Annotated in this window: 13 protein-coding genes and 2 pseudogenes; 3 read left to right on the top strand and 12 right to left on the bottom strand. The window is 46.4% G+C overall.

Annotated elements, in window-relative coordinates; all coding sequences use genetic code 11:
• Positions 1 to 71: 71 nt before the first annotated feature.
• The gene (locus tag B0681_RS01425) at positions 72 to 872 is read right to left on the bottom strand and encodes a hypothetical protein (protein ID WP_078316959.1); all 801 of its coding nucleotides are present in this window, start codon (positions 870 to 872) and stop codon (positions 72 to 74) included.
• 15 nt (positions 873 to 887) lie between these two features.
• Entirely contained in the window at positions 888 to 1,679 is a 792-nt protein-coding gene (locus B0681_RS01420; RefSeq protein WP_078316958.1) for a D-Ala-D-Ala carboxypeptidase family metallohydrolase, read from the bottom strand.
• Positions 1,680 to 2,421: 742 nt separating this feature from the next.
• Here B0681_RS01420 and B0681_RS10580 point away from each other — a divergent pair.
• Positions 2,422 to 2,736: pseudogene (locus B0681_RS10580) on the top strand (septal ring lytic transglycosylase RlpA family protein); the annotation flags it as partial.
• A 54-nt stretch (positions 2,737 to 2,790) separates the two neighbouring features.
• Here the strand turns inward: B0681_RS10580 and B0681_RS01410 are convergent.
• The 3 genes from B0681_RS01410 to B0681_RS01400 are packed head-to-tail and all read right to left on the bottom strand — an operon-like array spanning position 2,791 to position 5,298.
• Positions 2,791 to 3,537 (bottom strand): ABC transporter ATP-binding protein, encoded by a 747-nt coding sequence (locus tag B0681_RS01410; RefSeq protein ID WP_078316956.1) that lies wholly within the window; start codon positions 3,535 to 3,537, stop codon positions 2,791 to 2,793.
• Between the two features lie 9 nt (positions 3,538 to 3,546).
• Positions 3,547 to 4,494, bottom strand: coding sequence for an ABC transporter substrate-binding protein (locus B0681_RS01405; RefSeq protein WP_407661944.1), 948 nt, complete (start codon positions 4,492 to 4,494; stop codon positions 3,547 to 3,549).
• Between the two features lie 51 nt (positions 4,495 to 4,545).
• Positions 4,546 to 5,298, bottom strand: a complete 753-nt coding sequence (locus B0681_RS01400; protein WP_078316954.1) for an ABC transporter permease — start codon at positions 5,296 to 5,298, stop codon at positions 4,546 to 4,548.
• Positions 5,299 to 5,571: 273 nt separating this feature from the next.
• Here B0681_RS01400 and B0681_RS01395 point away from each other — a divergent pair, with 273 nt between their 5' ends.
• Positions 5,572 to 6,081, top strand: coding sequence for an SH3 domain-containing protein (locus B0681_RS01395; protein WP_078316953.1), 510 nt, complete (start codon positions 5,572 to 5,574; stop codon positions 6,079 to 6,081).
• A gap of 15 nt (positions 6,082 to 6,096) precedes the next feature.
• A complete protein-coding gene (locus tag B0681_RS01390; protein WP_158077901.1) occupies positions 6,097 to 6,957 on the top strand; it encodes a M15 family metallopeptidase in 861 nt (286 codons plus the stop codon).
• Positions 6,958 to 6,986: 29 nt separating this feature from the next.
• On the opposite strand, the gene B0681_RS01385 is transcribed toward B0681_RS01390, so the two are convergent.
• The 7 genes and pseudogenes from B0681_RS01385 to B0681_RS01355 all read right to left on the bottom strand — a co-directional run bounded on the left by B0681_RS01385 (position 6,987) and on the right by B0681_RS01355 (position 14,742).
• The gene (locus B0681_RS01385) at positions 6,987 to 7,724 is read right to left on the bottom strand and encodes a M15 family metallopeptidase (RefSeq protein WP_078316951.1); all 738 of its coding nucleotides are present in this window, start codon (positions 7,722 to 7,724) and stop codon (positions 6,987 to 6,989) included.
• A 22-nt stretch (positions 7,725 to 7,746) separates the two neighbouring features.
• Entirely contained in the window at positions 7,747 to 8,313 is a 567-nt protein-coding gene (locus B0681_RS01380) for a hypothetical protein (protein ID WP_078316950.1), read from the bottom strand.
• 146 nt (positions 8,314 to 8,459) lie between these two features.
• Positions 8,460 to 8,789: pseudogene (locus B0681_RS10495) on the bottom strand (glutathione-dependent disulfide-bond oxidoreductase); the annotation flags it as partial.
• On the bottom strand, positions 8,786 to 9,295 hold the full coding sequence (locus tag B0681_RS01370; protein ID WP_078316949.1) for a hypothetical protein: 510 nt from the start codon (positions 9,293 to 9,295) through the stop codon (positions 8,786 to 8,788). The gene B0681_RS01370 and the pseudogene B0681_RS10495, both read right to left, overlap by 4 nt.
• 80 nt (positions 9,296 to 9,375) lie before the next feature.
• The gene (locus B0681_RS01365) at positions 9,376 to 11,010 is read right to left on the bottom strand and encodes a dihydrolipoyllysine-residue acetyltransferase (RefSeq protein ID WP_078316948.1); all 1,635 of its coding nucleotides are present in this window, start codon (positions 11,008 to 11,010) and stop codon (positions 9,376 to 9,378) included.
• A 12-nt stretch (positions 11,011 to 11,022) separates the two neighbouring features.
• Positions 11,023 to 13,848, bottom strand: coding sequence for a pyruvate dehydrogenase (acetyl-transferring), homodimeric type (gene aceE / locus B0681_RS01360; protein WP_078316947.1), 2,826 nt, complete (start codon positions 13,846 to 13,848; stop codon positions 11,023 to 11,025).
• Positions 13,849 to 14,088: 240 nt separating this feature from the next.
• Positions 14,089 to 14,742 (bottom strand): FMN-binding negative transcriptional regulator, encoded by a 654-nt coding sequence (locus tag B0681_RS01355; RefSeq protein ID WP_078316946.1) that lies wholly within the window; start codon positions 14,740 to 14,742, stop codon positions 14,089 to 14,091.
• Positions 14,743 to 14,755 lie beyond the last annotated feature (13 nt).

Here is a 14,755-nt window from a genome sequence, read left to right as displayed (position 1 = left end):
TAAAAAAATCGCCTAAAAGCGGTAGAAATTTGGACTATTGTATCACGAAATCAAGCCATTGTAATGGCAAATCATGCATCCGATGGGGAATGTATGAGCTGCCAGAATTGTTTTTTGATGTCAGCATGCATCAGCATATCATTGATTTGATAGCGTTTGTGCAGTGTAATTTGGTGTATCGAATCAAGCATCAGATAATCAGGCAACGCGGTCAATACCGCCATGTGACGCAGCGGATTGGCCGTAATCATGCAGCCAAAAATAAAGCCCTTTAACGAAGTATTAGCCGTTGAAACTGAGGCGGCATTGCCATCCTCTGTAAATAAAGGATAATCCAATGTTTTGGTATAAAACGCTGCACCTGTGCGCTGGGCTTGGTTTTTGATGGCTTGATTCAGCGACATCCACAGCTCACGGCCTGCTATGTCGAGCGCATCACTATCCACCAAGATCAGCCACTGCCGATAGATGATGGCTTGTAGATGAAATTCGATGGCATGGGCAGCGGCTGTATTCTGTGAATCTATCGCACTTGACTGCTCTGCGATGGGTTCTGCTTTAATATCAGCCGATGAGGCATCTGTCGTCAAGTTTTCTTTGGTCTTGGCGGTCGCTTTTAGCAGTGTGTCAATAATCTGTCTGGGGTTTTTGGTGGCCTTTAATGATGGCTCAAGCTTAACATCGCGAGTATTGACAGCTGGTACAGATACGGGATCGGTCTGATGTGCTAAGGCTTTAGGTGTATCAGGCGGCGTGGCTTTTAGGGTAAGACTGATGGTGCTGCTGCCGCGATCCGCCCACAGCATCACACCCAGCTGTGCTAGGATATGACGGTTTTGGATGCGTCTGTTTTGGTGCTGTGCATGAGTCATCAGGTCATCCATGGCTCAGCTGTCCGCCATCGCAATAGGTGCAGATGATGGTACTGCCAAGCTATAACGGCAGCTTGAGGTCGGCTCGGAGAATTGCGCGCCCCATTTGCGATACCCTTGGGTATCCAGATGAATGGCGCCTGTGGCATATAAACCCAAGCCAAATGCGTGTCGCTCACCGTGGCCAAGCCAATAATCGCAGAGCTTATTTTGGATCTGGTACAGCTCAGGGCTGTCAGCAGCCAGATCAGGCACCCAAATATCGATGGCGCTGTTATTAAGATGCTTACTGGCAGGCGCACCCCCTGCGCAGGCATTCAGGCTAGGATTGCGATATACGGATCGTATCTCGGTGTTTGGCGGCAGTATGTTGGATTTTTTAAGTTCATCATATAAGCGCAGCGTGGGCAGCATATTATTCCACAGATGCTGTGGTGGCACTTGATAAGGGGCGTGGCCACAGCTTTGCCATGAACGAGCCGTGGTTAATAGCTGACGCATCGGCGGTACAGCATCACTGGATAACTGCCCACCCAAATAAGCTTGATAAATGGCGACCTGCGGATCTTGCTGTGCATCGAACCACAAATTAAAATGCTGCTGACTGCCCACAGCCAAAGTCAACAGTCGATGATCTGTTTGCTGCACAGGATTTGGCAGCTGATGGATTATCGTGCCAGTAGAAGTGGCGGTCTTTGATGGCGGTGCTTTAGACGGCTTAGTTTGGGTTGGTGGTGCAGGCGTGGTACAAGCACCTAGCACAGCGGCCATCACCCATATGCCAGAAATATAAAAATAACGCGCCATAATTTGATCTCGCAGGATTATAAAGCTTATTACAGCCATCAAGTTAAAGCCATCAAGCCGTCCTTATAGCTTACACCATCGCTTGATTTTTGGCAACCAATCCCCATATTATAAAGATAAGCTTGATAACATAGCTTAAATTAATTTGGCCATAGGATCGGGCATCTGATGCGCATTAGACTGCAATCGCGGTTGGTTGTGGCGATATTTCAAAAAAATAGCGTCAATTTGTGCAAAAATTATACAAATTTCTGTGTTTTTTCATCGAAATATACTTGTAATTTAATAAAATGGTGCTAAGATAAGGTATTTGGTGCACTTAGCATCACTTTACGATTTATTATTAACTTTATTGATACTTCATTGAACTTTGAAGTGGTATTGATACTGAATGTTTTGATTCTGAAAATGGCTGCTATTTTGGCAAAAAAATACTTGGGTTTGGCTCAAGTTTCATTGACAGAATTTTCAACAAAAAGGTAAAACCATGAAAACAGTGAGCAAATCTTTACTTGGCGTCGTCAGCATTACTTTGAGTGCAAGCTTTGGTCTAAATAGCCATGCTGCCAACAATAATGCCAATATCGATAATGTCCTGCAGCAGCTCAGCGCACAGCACAACAATGCCTCAAGCCTTGTCAAGCAAGCGCGCCAGCCTTCCTCTTTGGCATTAAACAGCCCATTGATCGCTCAATCTGCCAATACCAAAAAAGCCGATGATAACACGCCTGTATTGGATCGCTTGACAGCGGTCGCTTCAAGCACGGTCAATAAATTTAAACAAACTGGCATCGCCTCTTGGTATGGTCGCCAATTTCATGGCCGTAAGACCGCCAGCGGTGAAACCTTTGATATGAATGCCCTAACGGCAGCGCACAGCAGTCTGCCAATGAACTGCTATGTGCGCGTCACCAACCGCGATAATGGCAAATCGGTGGTGGTTAAGATCAATGATCGACCTAAGACCAATCGTGTACTTGATCTGTCCTACGGTGCTGCACAAGCCATCGGCATGACAGGTAATGTTGGCAATGTCACCATTGAGCGCATCGATTAAAATCACTGATACGCCAAAGACCGGTTTTATCCGGTCTTTTTCATGCCCTGCAGATCACACTTCACGAATCGCCATAAAAATCTGCTGCTTAAGCTCAAGATATGCTTGAGACTGCAAAAAACCCTCCCCTTTAGGCACCATAAAGTGATGGCTTAACTGTGCTGGAAAGCCTTTTAGCACATAAACATGATCAGATAAATAAATCGCCTCATCAATATCATGAGTGATGATTAAGCAGGTCAATTGGTGCGCCCGAGAAAATTGCAAAAACCACTCGTACATCTCAGATTTGGTCACAAAATCCAATGCCGAAAAAGGCTCATCAAGCAGCATCAGTGCATTATTTGATAAATAGGTGCGTAGCAGTGCCGCGCGCTGGCGTTGGCCACCCGAGATCTGGCTTGGATATTGGTCGGCCAAGCCATCAAGACCAAATGGAGTTAGCTTCGGTGCGATAATCTCGTCGATGGCCGCGCGATCCAGACCGCGCAGCACCAAAGGCAGCGCGATGTTTTGATAGACTGTTTTAAAAGGCAAGAGCAGATCTTTTTGGAGCATATAGCCCACATGCCCCGGCTCGCCTGTCACACGATGACCATCGATGATGACAGCACCATCATCTGGGTGGATCAGCCCTGCTGCGATATTAAACAGCGTGGTCTTACCCACCCCAGAGGCGCCGACAATGCTGACCACTTCGCCAGTCTCAACACTCAGTGACAGCCGCTCAAACAGTGGTAAATCGCCATGAGCGGTCGAAAAGCCATGACAAATCTCATCCAAGACCAGCTTGGTCATCATGACACCTGTTTAGTTATTGGCTGAATTGGGCAGATAATCATTACTTACGCCTGCCTGCGGTGGTAGCGGCTTGTCGGCCAAGCCTTGATCATTCACCCAACCAAAAAAGCGATCCCAACGCGCATAATCAAACCGCCCCCAGTCACCCTGCTCATCCAGATACTGCGGCGAGATATACGCTTGACTTTGAGCGGCAAGCTCTGGATTGATTTCAGGTGCATGCTTGACTAAGATCTGTGCGCTTTGTTCTGGATATTTGGCAGCGTATAGATAACCCTCTTTGATCGCTGCCAGTGCTCTTTTATACTTATCAGGATTGGTCTTTAGTGCCTCACTGTTGGCGATGAGCAGCGGTGCATAATAATCAAAGACAGGATCGGCATCTTTTAGATAAAAGAAATTGGTATCCACGCCTTTGATCTTGGCATGGATGCCATCCCAACTGTAATACGCCATAATATAATCAAACTGATTCATGCGCAGTGCAGTGGTCGCATCGGTCGATTCACCCGGGATCTTATTTAGTGGCGCACCAACCACTTGAGCGACCACCGCATCATCGACAGGATCCTCCCAAGTCGAATAGCGCTTGCCTGCCAGATCTGTCGGTGAAGTCGCACCCAGACCGGCCAAGGACAGCAGTCCAGCGCTACTGTGCTGAGTGATGGCAGCCACGGCCGTGATCGGTTCGCCTTTATTGAGGCGTTTGACCATATTTGGCTGAAAATACACACCGAAGTCTGCGCGTTGATTGGCCACCAGTGTCGAGGTGCTATCTTCACTTGGCTGAACGATCTTAGCATCAAAGCCTTGCTTGGCAAAATAGCCCTGATCTAGCGCCACATACAAGCCTGTGTGATTGGTATTCGGCACCCAATCAAGCGCAATGATCAGCTCTTCTTCTTGTGTCGCTTGCTTGGTTGTGGTTTGACTGCAAGCGGCAGCACCCACACCCATCAGAATGACAATTGCCGCCTTTAAAGGGTTTATGCCAAAAAATTTCATTTCCTACTCCTTGTGTTGATAGCTCATTACACGGCGCTCTAGCCATTTGACAAAAGCAATCAACGCCAATGTCAAAAAGCTGATCAAAAAAATCACCGCAAACATATTATCCAGCTCATAAGATTTACGAACGCGCGTCATATAGACACCCAGCCCATGATAGCCACCTAGCCATTCTGCGATCACTGCTGATATTAACGCATAGCTTAGCGAGACTTTTAATCCAGTAAAAAAATACCCCATTGAATAAGGCAGCTTTAGATGGCGATAAGTTTGGTATGTTGTCGCTTTCATCGAACGAAACAAATCCAGTGCCTCGCGACTGACCGAGCGATAGCCGTCCAGTAGCGCAATGGTCATCGGAAAAAACACCGACAACACCACCAGCACCACTTTTGGCAAAATACCATAACCCAGCCAAATTACCAACAATGGTGCGATGGCGATGGTGGGAATGGTTTGATTTAATAAAATCAGCGGATAGACACTTTGGCGAAATGGCCTCGACAGATCCATCACGATCGACAGCACAAAGCTAAGCACAAGCCCGATCGCGGTGCCGATAAATGCTGTGATCAGCGTGTATTTGGCATGATGCGCAAGTAGCCGAGCATCCTCAAACAGCGCCTGCATGATCTGCCAAGGACTGGGCAGCAAATAATCTGGCAGCAGTCCTGTGGCTACCACCAGTTGCCAGACCATCAAAATGATCATCACCAAGCTGTATTGATGCATCAGGCTCAAAAGATGGCGCATACAAAAAATCAAAAGAAAGTGTGTATCTATTTTAGCACATCACCACAAGTGTGAAAACCAATCAATCTGCATTTACTGCGTTCATCTGCTGATGATTTAAAAGCAACAACGGCTGATTGATTTTAATAACCAATCTCGATGATAATGCCATCAGCCACATTAGAGATATTAAAGAAATAATATGCAAAACTGCGGAAATTAAATTGCTCATTGAGCAATAATTTGGTAAAATTAAAACAATAATTAACCCAATGTCTTTTTGGAGTAAGGTTTATGAAACATCTTGTACCTGCAATTGGATTAAGTTTGGTGTTGACCGGTTGTGATGGGGATATCATCAAAAGCATGGCTCGCGCGGTGTTGGCTGATGAGATCAATCAGGAACAGACCCAAGCACAAACTGGCGCTGTCGAACTACAACCAGTTCAGCCGATCCAGCCATCAGCAGCTGAACAATTTGGTACACCTGAACAGCAAGCCATCGCCCAAAACAAAACTGTCGCCCAACCTGCTGCGACACAAAATGCGCGTTCAAGATTTACTGAGACGCCTGTCAATGCCTACGCCACTGTCATTACCCGTCATGGCAGCAATGTAATGGTGCGTCAAAGCCCCTCCAAAAACGGCCGTAAAGTTGGTTATCTGTACACTGGTGAGCCAATTCGCATCTTGGCTGAGACCAATCAATGCGAAACCATCAATGGCATTTATAACTGCTGGGTAAAAGTTCAAGACTCAATGGGCTTGACTGGTTATAGCTTTGGCGGATATTTGGATTATTGATTTTAGACCAAGATGATGAGACATTCCAACAACAAGCGGCCGCCGATTTTAGGCATATTGCTGATATTATTGGGCTTACTGGCAGCGATTTACTTCGCCAAGGATTTGATCTTCCCTAAGCCAAGCAAACAGACGGTCAAAGATGTGTACCCAAATGAGACCACCACCTCGATGGTGGACATTCCTAAGACCAATGCCAAAACAGCGCCCGAGCAAAAGGTGATAAACACCATACCATCATCGAACATCACTGCGCCACGCGACAGGCTGTCGCAAGTACATGGTGCGGGTAATGAGCCGGAGCTGGTCAGTCTACCCCCCAAATACACCAGCAAAAATGAGCAAATTCATAAAGATGCTTATGATCCTTTGATGGCAATGATTGCAGCCGCCCAAAAAGACGGCGTGTCGCTTTCGGTTGTCTCAGCCTATCGCTCTTATAAGCGACAAAAACAAATTTGGGAAAATAAATGGGGCAGCGCCTCTGATGATGACTCAAAAAAGGCATTAAGCATCTTAAAGTGGTCATCATTTCCTGGCATGAGTCGCCATCATTGGGGAACGGAAGTTGATTTTAATAGCGTAGCCTTAAACTACTGGCAAAGCGCACAAGGCATTGCCACGCATCAATGGCTGGTTAACAATGCGCCATCTTTTGGCTTTTGTCAGGTGTATGGCCCAAACCGTGAAAAAGGCTATAGCGAAGAGCCTTGGCACTGGTCTCACATACCCACCGCTGATACATATTTTGGGCAGATTCAGCATCTTGAGATTCTACAGATCGCCCTAAATCAGCCTGTAAAAGGCGCACAGGCAGTTCGCTCTTTGGGTACTGCTATGGATTATGTCACCACCATCAATCACTGCGCTCTGTGATATTGTTGCTTGATGCTGGATTTTGCGATTCATCCAAGGTCTGGCAACAAGCAAGCATCATTTTTTAGCATCTGTGCCGCGACATCATCACCGCGATATTTCCAATGCCAAGACTCTTCAGCCACGCCGCTGACTTTTGAGTACGCTTCCGTATAAGTCTGATACCAACCATAATGGTGCGCATTTTCAAGCAGCCAAGCATAGCCTTTGGTCTTCACAAAGCTGTCATCAAATGGTGAAAAATCGACTGCCAAACCCGTATGATGTTCAGAATATCCTGCTGGTGCCGACAGTCGATAGATCTGCGCTGGGCTTTGTTTGGATTTGATCTTGCGATTGATCAGATCTTGTTGATATTTGACAGAGCGAAAGCCAGAAGCGATCGTCAGCGGCGCGCCATCAGCTTTGGCAGCGGCCATCATTTTTCGAAGTGATGGTGCGGCTATTTTATGCACTCGGTGTCGATTCACGACCACAAGATCCGCCCATTTGACCTCATCAAAAGCAAAATGATAAATACCGACACGCTGAGCGTCTGGGTTTGGTGTACAATCGGCTTGAGGGTGCGAAACATCCGTCTGATCAGACGTCAGAGCGGGTTGCTTGGATGCAGCTGTGTTATTTTCTGACAATAGCCGTATCAACAAAGGTTCAATCGATGGGTGGTGATCTTGGGTCAGTCGATTGCTCAGATGGTCTGTCTGTGCTGCCAGACTTGTCACAGGCCAAAGCAGTGCCGATGCGATGAATAAATAGAAGTGTTTCATAAATTTAAGATGATTTAGAATTTTAACTATTGTTGTGGCTTTCAAAATGATGCAGTCGCTCACAAATCACATCACCAACTTTTTGATTAATCGGTGGATTTTGCTTAAAGTATTGGTTTTCTGATTCGTGCAGATTGATGATGAATTGATCAGCGGTTTGCCAGACGACGACTCTGGGAAATTGCTCACTGATGCCAAATGCACGGCGTATCGAGTCTTTGAGCGTCTCAAGCTGAGCCTCGTTTAATGGGCTGTCTGTGAGATAATTCAGACCCCACACTTGAAGCTCATCAAAATGATGGCGCTGAGTGAGCAGATCTTTGCTCATTTGCCATTTGCCTTGTAATTTCACCAAATAAACAAAGCTCGGCACATCCAAATCTTGCCATCTTAATCGACTGATGCTGACATAATCACCATCAAGCTCATAGGTGATAAAATCCACCACCTCAAAAGTACTGCTTGTCCCAATCATCGCATAATGACCAGTGCATTGCCAAGTACCCACCAGCGTTTCAGACGCGCGCGCATTGGCAGATGCGCCAAGCATCCAAGCACATCCCAAAAAGGCAATAACTTTCTTTAGCATAAAGATATTCCTAATGATAATTTTATCGTGGTCGAATGCTTTGTTGGTGGTAATGTTTTCATCATAAACTCAAGCTTTGGATATTTATCTAGTATAACAAAAAAGGCAGCCGTAGTGAACCGCACCCCAAAGGTTGTCTAGTTTTTGGGGTGCGATTCACAATCAAGTAAAGCGGGAATCTTAGAATTTGGGTTGATCTTGACAAAGTCCGAGCCGAATTGATCGCCATTCATGATATTAATCTTATGGGCATCATAAGCTGTGATTTTACCAAGAAATTTTAGTTCTTCCAATAAAACATTCACCTTAATGCCATTGGGTGTATTCAGCGAGTATAGCTGATACGGTGCATCACCGATTGGCAGCGCCTGCTCATGTGTCGCTCCTGCAGTTGGTCGGTTTGTCCCACCAAATTTACCACCCGCTTTGGCTTTGACGCTTTCATAATCCTAAACGTCTGGTGGTGTGTAGCTCATTGTACCTCCCCTTCTACTGGTTCATAGTATCTGACACATAAATCCTTATAAATCATCTCTGGATCATCAACCACGTTTTCATAGACATCGGCATTGTGAAATTTAATCACAGATGGCTCAGCCATCATGCTTTGTATCATATCATTGGCAAGCTCTTCGTTCTGCACGTACTCGCCGGGCATCATTTCAGCTTTATTTTCTTCAAGCCCATCACTGATCACTTGAGTATAATGCAATTTGTCACCTTTAAGAATCCAATTAAAATGATACTTAAATTCAGATGATTCTAAGGCAACGCCATTAAACCACTCAAAATAATTGGAAATACCATAGCCTGTTCCGTCAGATGAAAAGGTTAAAGTGTCAGACCCTGTTCCGTAAGTCAGCTCGGTCTTAGCAATGTATGAACAGCTCCATTTGCCAATCAGTGGTTCTGTTGTATTGGCAGATGTTTCTACTGCAATGGCCAAGCCAAGTAGCGCTGATAATAATGGCAATGTTTTCATTATAAACTCCAGCTTTAGATATTTATCTAGTATAACAAAAAAGGCAGCCGTAGCCACCTTTTTTATTACCAATTCACCGATTACATCAAGATGCGGCGTGGATCAGCCAATAGCTTAGCGATATAGCGTGTAAATACCGCAGCATCAGCACCATTGATGGTACGATGGTCATAAGATAATGACAATGGTAGCATCAAGCGCGGCTCAAACTCTTTGCCATTCCAGCGTGGTTGGAAGGTAGACTCTGAGATACCCAAGATTGCCACTTGTGGGAAATTAACCAGTGGTGTGAAGTATGTACCACCCATGTTGCCTTGGCTTGAGATGGTAAAGCTTGCACCTTGTAGCTCTTTGGCAGTCAGTTTCTTATCACGGGCTTTCTTGGCAAGCTCGCCGATTTCTACTGCCAACTGACGGATGCCTTTGACTTGTGCATCTTTGATAACTGGAACAATCAGGCCATCATCAGTCGCAACAGCAATACCCATATTGACCGACTTGCGGATAATCATTTGGGTGTTGTCATCAGAGACATGGCTATTGAACTTCGGATGCTGAGTCAATGCGTACGCTACCGCCTTGACGATAAATGCCAAGATGGTTAGGCTCACACCCTGCGCTTTGAACTCGCCTTTAAGCTCATTACGCAAGTTCTCAGTATCGGTGATGTCCGCTAGATCAAACTGAGTAACTTGCGGGATAAGCGTGTTCAAGCTCAGCTGTGGAATAGAGACTTTTTGAAGTCGAGACAGCTCAACAGTCTCAATCTCACCCCAGATTTCTTTGTTTGACATATCTGGTAGTGGTGGCAAGCCAACGCGCGCTGCCGCAGCTGATGCGCTTGTCGCTGCTGCAGGCTTGATAGCGCCACTCATTACGCTCTTGACATAGCCAAATAGGTCTTCTTTTAGGATACGACCATGTGCAGCTGTACCTGTCACAAGACTAATGTCCACACCCATCTCACGAGCTAGCTTACGCACTGCAGGGCCTGCATGGGCATTGCGAGCTTTTTCGTTGACGACTGCCTCAGGTAGCTTAGTGCTTGCTGTAGCTGATTTAGGTGCTTCTGCTTTTGCTTGTGCAGCCTGTGGTGCTGTCGGTGCCGATGCAGTCTGAGCAGCTGGTGCAGAGACTGGTGCAGACGCACCACCTTTGATGGTGATAAAGGCTTGACCATTTGATACCGCATCACCTTGATTGACAAGGATGGCTTCAATCACACCATCAACTGGTGCAGGTACTTCAACAGAAGCTTTATCAGATTCAACCAAAATAAGTGGTTGATCTTTGGTCACAGTATCACCAACTTTAACCATGATGTCAGCGACTTCAGCACTTTCTACGCCAAGATCAGGTAGGTTGTGCGTTTGGTTTGATGCTGATGCAGATGCAACTGGTGCTGCGGTTTGTGCAGGGGCTGCTTGTTCTGCGACCGGTGCAGCTGATGCAGGCGCTTCTTCTTTGGCTTGTGGTGCAGACTCAGTCGCACCAGCCTCAACAGTGAATAACACAGAACCTTCGCTGATACTGTCACCAACATTGACATGAACAGCGGTGATGGTACCTGCAACGGGTGCAGGTACTTCGACCGAGGCCTTGTCTGATTCAACCAAGACCAAATTGTCATTTTCGCTGACTTGATCGCCAACTTTTACCATTACTTCGGCCACTTCGGCACTTTCTACACCCAAATCGGGGGCTTTGATTTCCATCATGTTCTCCTATTATTTGGGCTCTTGAATGTTGCTGTCATTTAAGAGTGCAGCATCGGCTTTGTCTTCGCTGCGACCTTCTTGATCGATGGCTTCATCTGGTTCATCGATCAGCTCTGGCACTGGGTTTGGCTCACGAGTTGTCTTCGGTGCTGGCGCATCTGGGAAGAAATCATACTGTGGCTGTGGCTGCCATGCAGGTGCTTGGTCAGCGTCAATCTCAAAGCTATTGATCGCATCTTGGACTAGGCGTACATCGATTTCGCCTTCATCGGCCAGTTTTTTCAGGGTAGCAACCACGATATGCTCTGCATTGACATTGAAGAAGCTGCGCAGTTTAGCACGGCTATCCGAGCGACCAAAGCCATCAGTACCCAGCGTCACATATGGACGGCTGTCTGGTAGCCAGCCACGGATTTGCTCCGAGTAGTTGCGCATGTAGTCGGTCGCTGCCACGACGATACCTTTGTGCGGTGCCATTTGTTGAGTGACCCATGGGGTTTTTTGTTCAGCAGTTGGGTGTAGGCGATTGTAGTCATCACACGCCATACCATCACGAGTCAATTCGTTGAAGCTGGTGACGCTCCAAACGTTGGCTGTGATACCAAACTCATCTTTTAGGATACGAGCGGCTTTTTGGACTTCACGCAAGATAACACCAGAACCCAATAGCTGTACTTGTGTTGAGCCATTGTCCTCAAGTAGGTACATACCGCGTTTGATACCCTCTTCGACACCTGCTGGCATTGCAGGTTGTTCGTAGTTTTCGTTCATCAAGGTGATGTAGTAGTACACACGCTCACCTTCGCCATACATACGGCGTAGGCCGTCATGCATCACGACTGCCAACTCATAGCCATAGCAAGGATCATAAGTCACGCAGTTTGGCACTGTGCCAAATAGGATATGGCTATGACCGTCTTGGTGCTGCAGACCTTCACCGTTGAGTGTGGTACGACCAGCGGTTGCACCAAATAGGAAGCCTTGTGCTTGGCAGTCACCTGCCGCCCATGCCAAGTCACCGATACGCTGGAAACCAAACATTGAGTAGTAGATGTACATTGGAATCATCGGCAATGCGTTTACTGAGTAGCTGGTCGCCAAGGCAATCCACGCACTCATTGCACCTGCTTCGTTGATACCTTCTTCAAGCATATGGCCATCTTTGGCTTCACGATAGCCCATCAGCGCTTCAGCATCTTCAGCGACATAGTTTTGGCCGACAGATGAATAAATACCTAGCTGACGGAACATACCTTCTAGACCAAAGGTACGCGCTTCATCAGGTACGATTGGCACGACATGCTTATTCAGACCTTTGTCTTTTAGCAGTGCTGACAATAGGCGAACAAAGACCATCGTCGTTGATTGTTCTTTACCCTTTGAGCCTTGTAGTACTTGATCAAAGATCGATAGCTCAGGAATCTCAAGTGCAATATGGCCACTACGACGCGCTGGCAAATGACCACCCAGTGACTCACGGCGACCCATCAAATATTTGTATTCAGCACTGTCTTCGCTTGGGCGATAAAATGGCAATTCTTTTAATTGCTCATCGGTAAATGGCAAATCAAAACGGTCACGGAAATATTTTAGACCACTTTCGTCCAATTTTTTCAATTGGTGCGCCTTGTTCACCGCTTGGATTTGGCTTGATAGACCATAGCCTTTAACAGTTTTGACCAAAATCACCGTCGGCTGACCTTTGGCTTTCATCGCCTCGGCGTACGCTGCATAAACCTTCTTCGGATCATGACCACCACGGTTTAGGTGCATCAACTCTTCATCCGTCCAGTCTTTGACCATTTCAGCCAGCTCTGGATATTTACCAAAGAACTCTTTACGGACAAAAGCACCATCACGAGCAGTGTACAGCTGATATTCGCCATCGACGACTTCTTCCATACGCTTTTTAAGGGCGCCTGAATCATCTTTGGCAAGTAGCGGATCCCAATGGTCGCCCCAAATGACTTTAATCACTTTCCAGCCAGCGCCACGGAATACTGACTCTAGCTCTTGGATGATTTTGCCGTTACCACGCACAGGGCCGTCTAGACGCTGCAGGTTACAGTTGATGACCCAGATTAGGTTGTCAAGCTTTTCACGGCCTGCCATTGAGATCGCTCCCAAGCTTTCTGGCTCGTCGGTCTCACCATCACCCAAGAATGCCCATACTTTACGGTCTTCGTCTTTGATCAGACCGCGGTTAGTTAGGTATTTTTGGTTACGCGCTTGATAAATCGACATCAATGGACCTAGACCCATTGATACGGTTGGGAACTGCCAATAATCAGGCATCAAATATGGGTGTGGGTAGCTAGATAGACCTTTGCCATCCACTTCGCGGCGGAAATTCTCAAGCTGTTCTTCAGATAGGCGACCTTCTAGGAACGACCGCGCGTACATACCCGGTGCACCATGACCTTGATAGTAGATCATATCACCGCCGTGCGCTTCGCTTGGTGCGCGCCAGAAGTGGTTAAAGCCTGTTTCGTACAATGTCGCCGATGATGCAAAAGTCGCCAAATGTCCGCCCAAATCATCGTTATTTTGGTTGGCACGCATCACCATCGCCAACGCATTATAACGGATCAATGCACGCAGTTTGCGCTCCATGTGCAAATCGCCAGGATAATTCGGCTCATCTTCAACAGGAATGGTATTGATGTAAGCGGTATCCAGACGGTTAAAAGGCAATCCCTCTTGGACGGCCATGTTATACAATGATTTTAGTAGGAATTGTGCACGATCTTTGTCGGCATTTTTAATGACCGATTCAAAAGCGTCCAGCCACTCTTGAGTCTCGATATGATCGGGGTCGTTATAATATGTAGTCATTACGATAACCTGTTAAAATGAATCCGCCATCAGATCATGGCGGCAGCTGACACATGAGCGACGATCCACTCATGCAACCAATGGAACAAATCCAATATACAAATGTTCTTGTTTATTATAAAAGGATTTTGTCAAAATGTTTATTCAATAAAATAAATATCGATGGCGCTTTCATTTATTAAAAAAATGTTGGAGTTAATCCAAAATTAATATCCATCGCCCTTAAGGCATTCAGCTGCTTTATTGTTCAGTGGCAGCCTTTGCCCGCTGTATCAAATCCGCCATCACTCGTGATTCATGCGTATCAAGCTGTGATAATCCATCAATGACGCCCTGTCTATTTTGGGCGTCTTTATTTTGGCTTAGTTTAAAAGATGCTTGAACATCTAGAATGTCAAACTCAATCGCCACCAATGCCTTGCACATGTTATGAATAAACTCATCCGGTGCATCTGTCAGTCGCCACGGTGTATGATCAGGGTTGGTATTATGTAGCTGATTTTCAAAATAATCAGTCGTTTTGGATAATATATCAATGGCAGCAGCTTCATTGGCAAGACTGGCTTTGGCAGTGATATGCACCGCTTGATAATTATAAGTCGGCACTTCTTTATGGCTGACTGCCTTGGATGGGTACCAGTTGGCACTGATATAGTGACTGGCACCAGTGAACACGATAAGCCATGGCGTATCAAGGTGTCGCCACATTGGATTGGCTCTGGCGATGTGCGTAATCAGCCGCTCACCCTGCTCATCGTTCAGGTACAGTACAGGCACATGGCTTGCCACAGGTACGCCATCGATGATGGTGATGATGGTCGCAAGCGGATACTGCTGAATCATCTCAATAATCGATGAGTGCTGTGATGGCTGAAATGATTTTGGGATAAACATAAAAAACCTTAAT

The sequence above is a fragment of the Moraxella porci DSM 25326 genome (assembly GCF_002014855.1).
In the GTDB taxonomy this organism is placed as follows: Bacteria; Pseudomonadota; Gammaproteobacteria; order Pseudomonadales; family Moraxellaceae; genus Moraxella; species Moraxella porci.
Note: the sequence above shows the minus strand (reverse complement) of the source record. Positions and strands in the feature narration are given on the sequence as shown.

Coding starts and splice junctions, on each gene's coding strand:
- B0681_RS01355 (WP_078316946.1), bottom strand. CDS start 14,742: ATGTTTATCCCAAAATCATTTCAGCCATCACAGCACTCATCGATTATT.
- aceE (WP_078316947.1), bottom strand. CDS start 13,848: ATGACTACATATTATAACGACCCCGATCATATCGAGACTCAAGAGTGG.
- B0681_RS01385 (WP_078316951.1), bottom strand. CDS start 7,724: ATGAAACACTTCTATTTATTCATCGCATCGGCACTGCTTTGGCCTGTG.
- B0681_RS01410 (WP_078316956.1), bottom strand. CDS start 3,537: ATGATGACCAAGCTGGTCTTGGATGAGATTTGTCATGGCTTTTCGACC.
- B0681_RS01380 (WP_078316950.1), bottom strand. CDS start 8,313: ATGCTAAAGAAAGTTATTGCCTTTTTGGGATGTGCTTGGATGCTTGGC.
- B0681_RS01370 (WP_078316949.1), bottom strand. CDS start 9,295: ATGAAAACATTGCCATTATTATCAGCGCTACTTGGCTTGGCCATTGCA.
- B0681_RS01365 (WP_078316948.1), bottom strand. CDS start 11,010: ATGGAAATCAAAGCCCCCGATTTGGGTGTAGAAAGTGCCGAAGTGGCC.
- B0681_RS01400 (WP_078316954.1), bottom strand. CDS start 5,298: ATGCGCCATCTTTTGAGCCTGATGCATCAATACAGCTTGGTGATGATC.
- B0681_RS01390 (WP_158077901.1), top strand. CDS start 6,097: ATGAGACATTCCAACAACAAGCGGCCGCCGATTTTAGGCATATTGCTG.
- B0681_RS01395 (WP_078316953.1), top strand. CDS start 5,572: ATGAAACATCTTGTACCTGCAATTGGATTAAGTTTGGTGTTGACCGGT.
- B0681_RS01425 (WP_078316959.1), bottom strand. CDS start 872: ATGACTCATGCACAGCACCAAAACAGACGCATCCAAAACCGTCATATC.
- B0681_RS01405 (WP_407661944.1), bottom strand. CDS start 4,494: ATGGGTGTGGGTGCTGCCGCTTGCAGTCAAACCACAACCAAGCAAGCG.
- B0681_RS01420 (WP_078316958.1), bottom strand. CDS start 1,679: ATGGCGCGTTATTTTTATATTTCTGGCATATGGGTGATGGCCGCTGTG.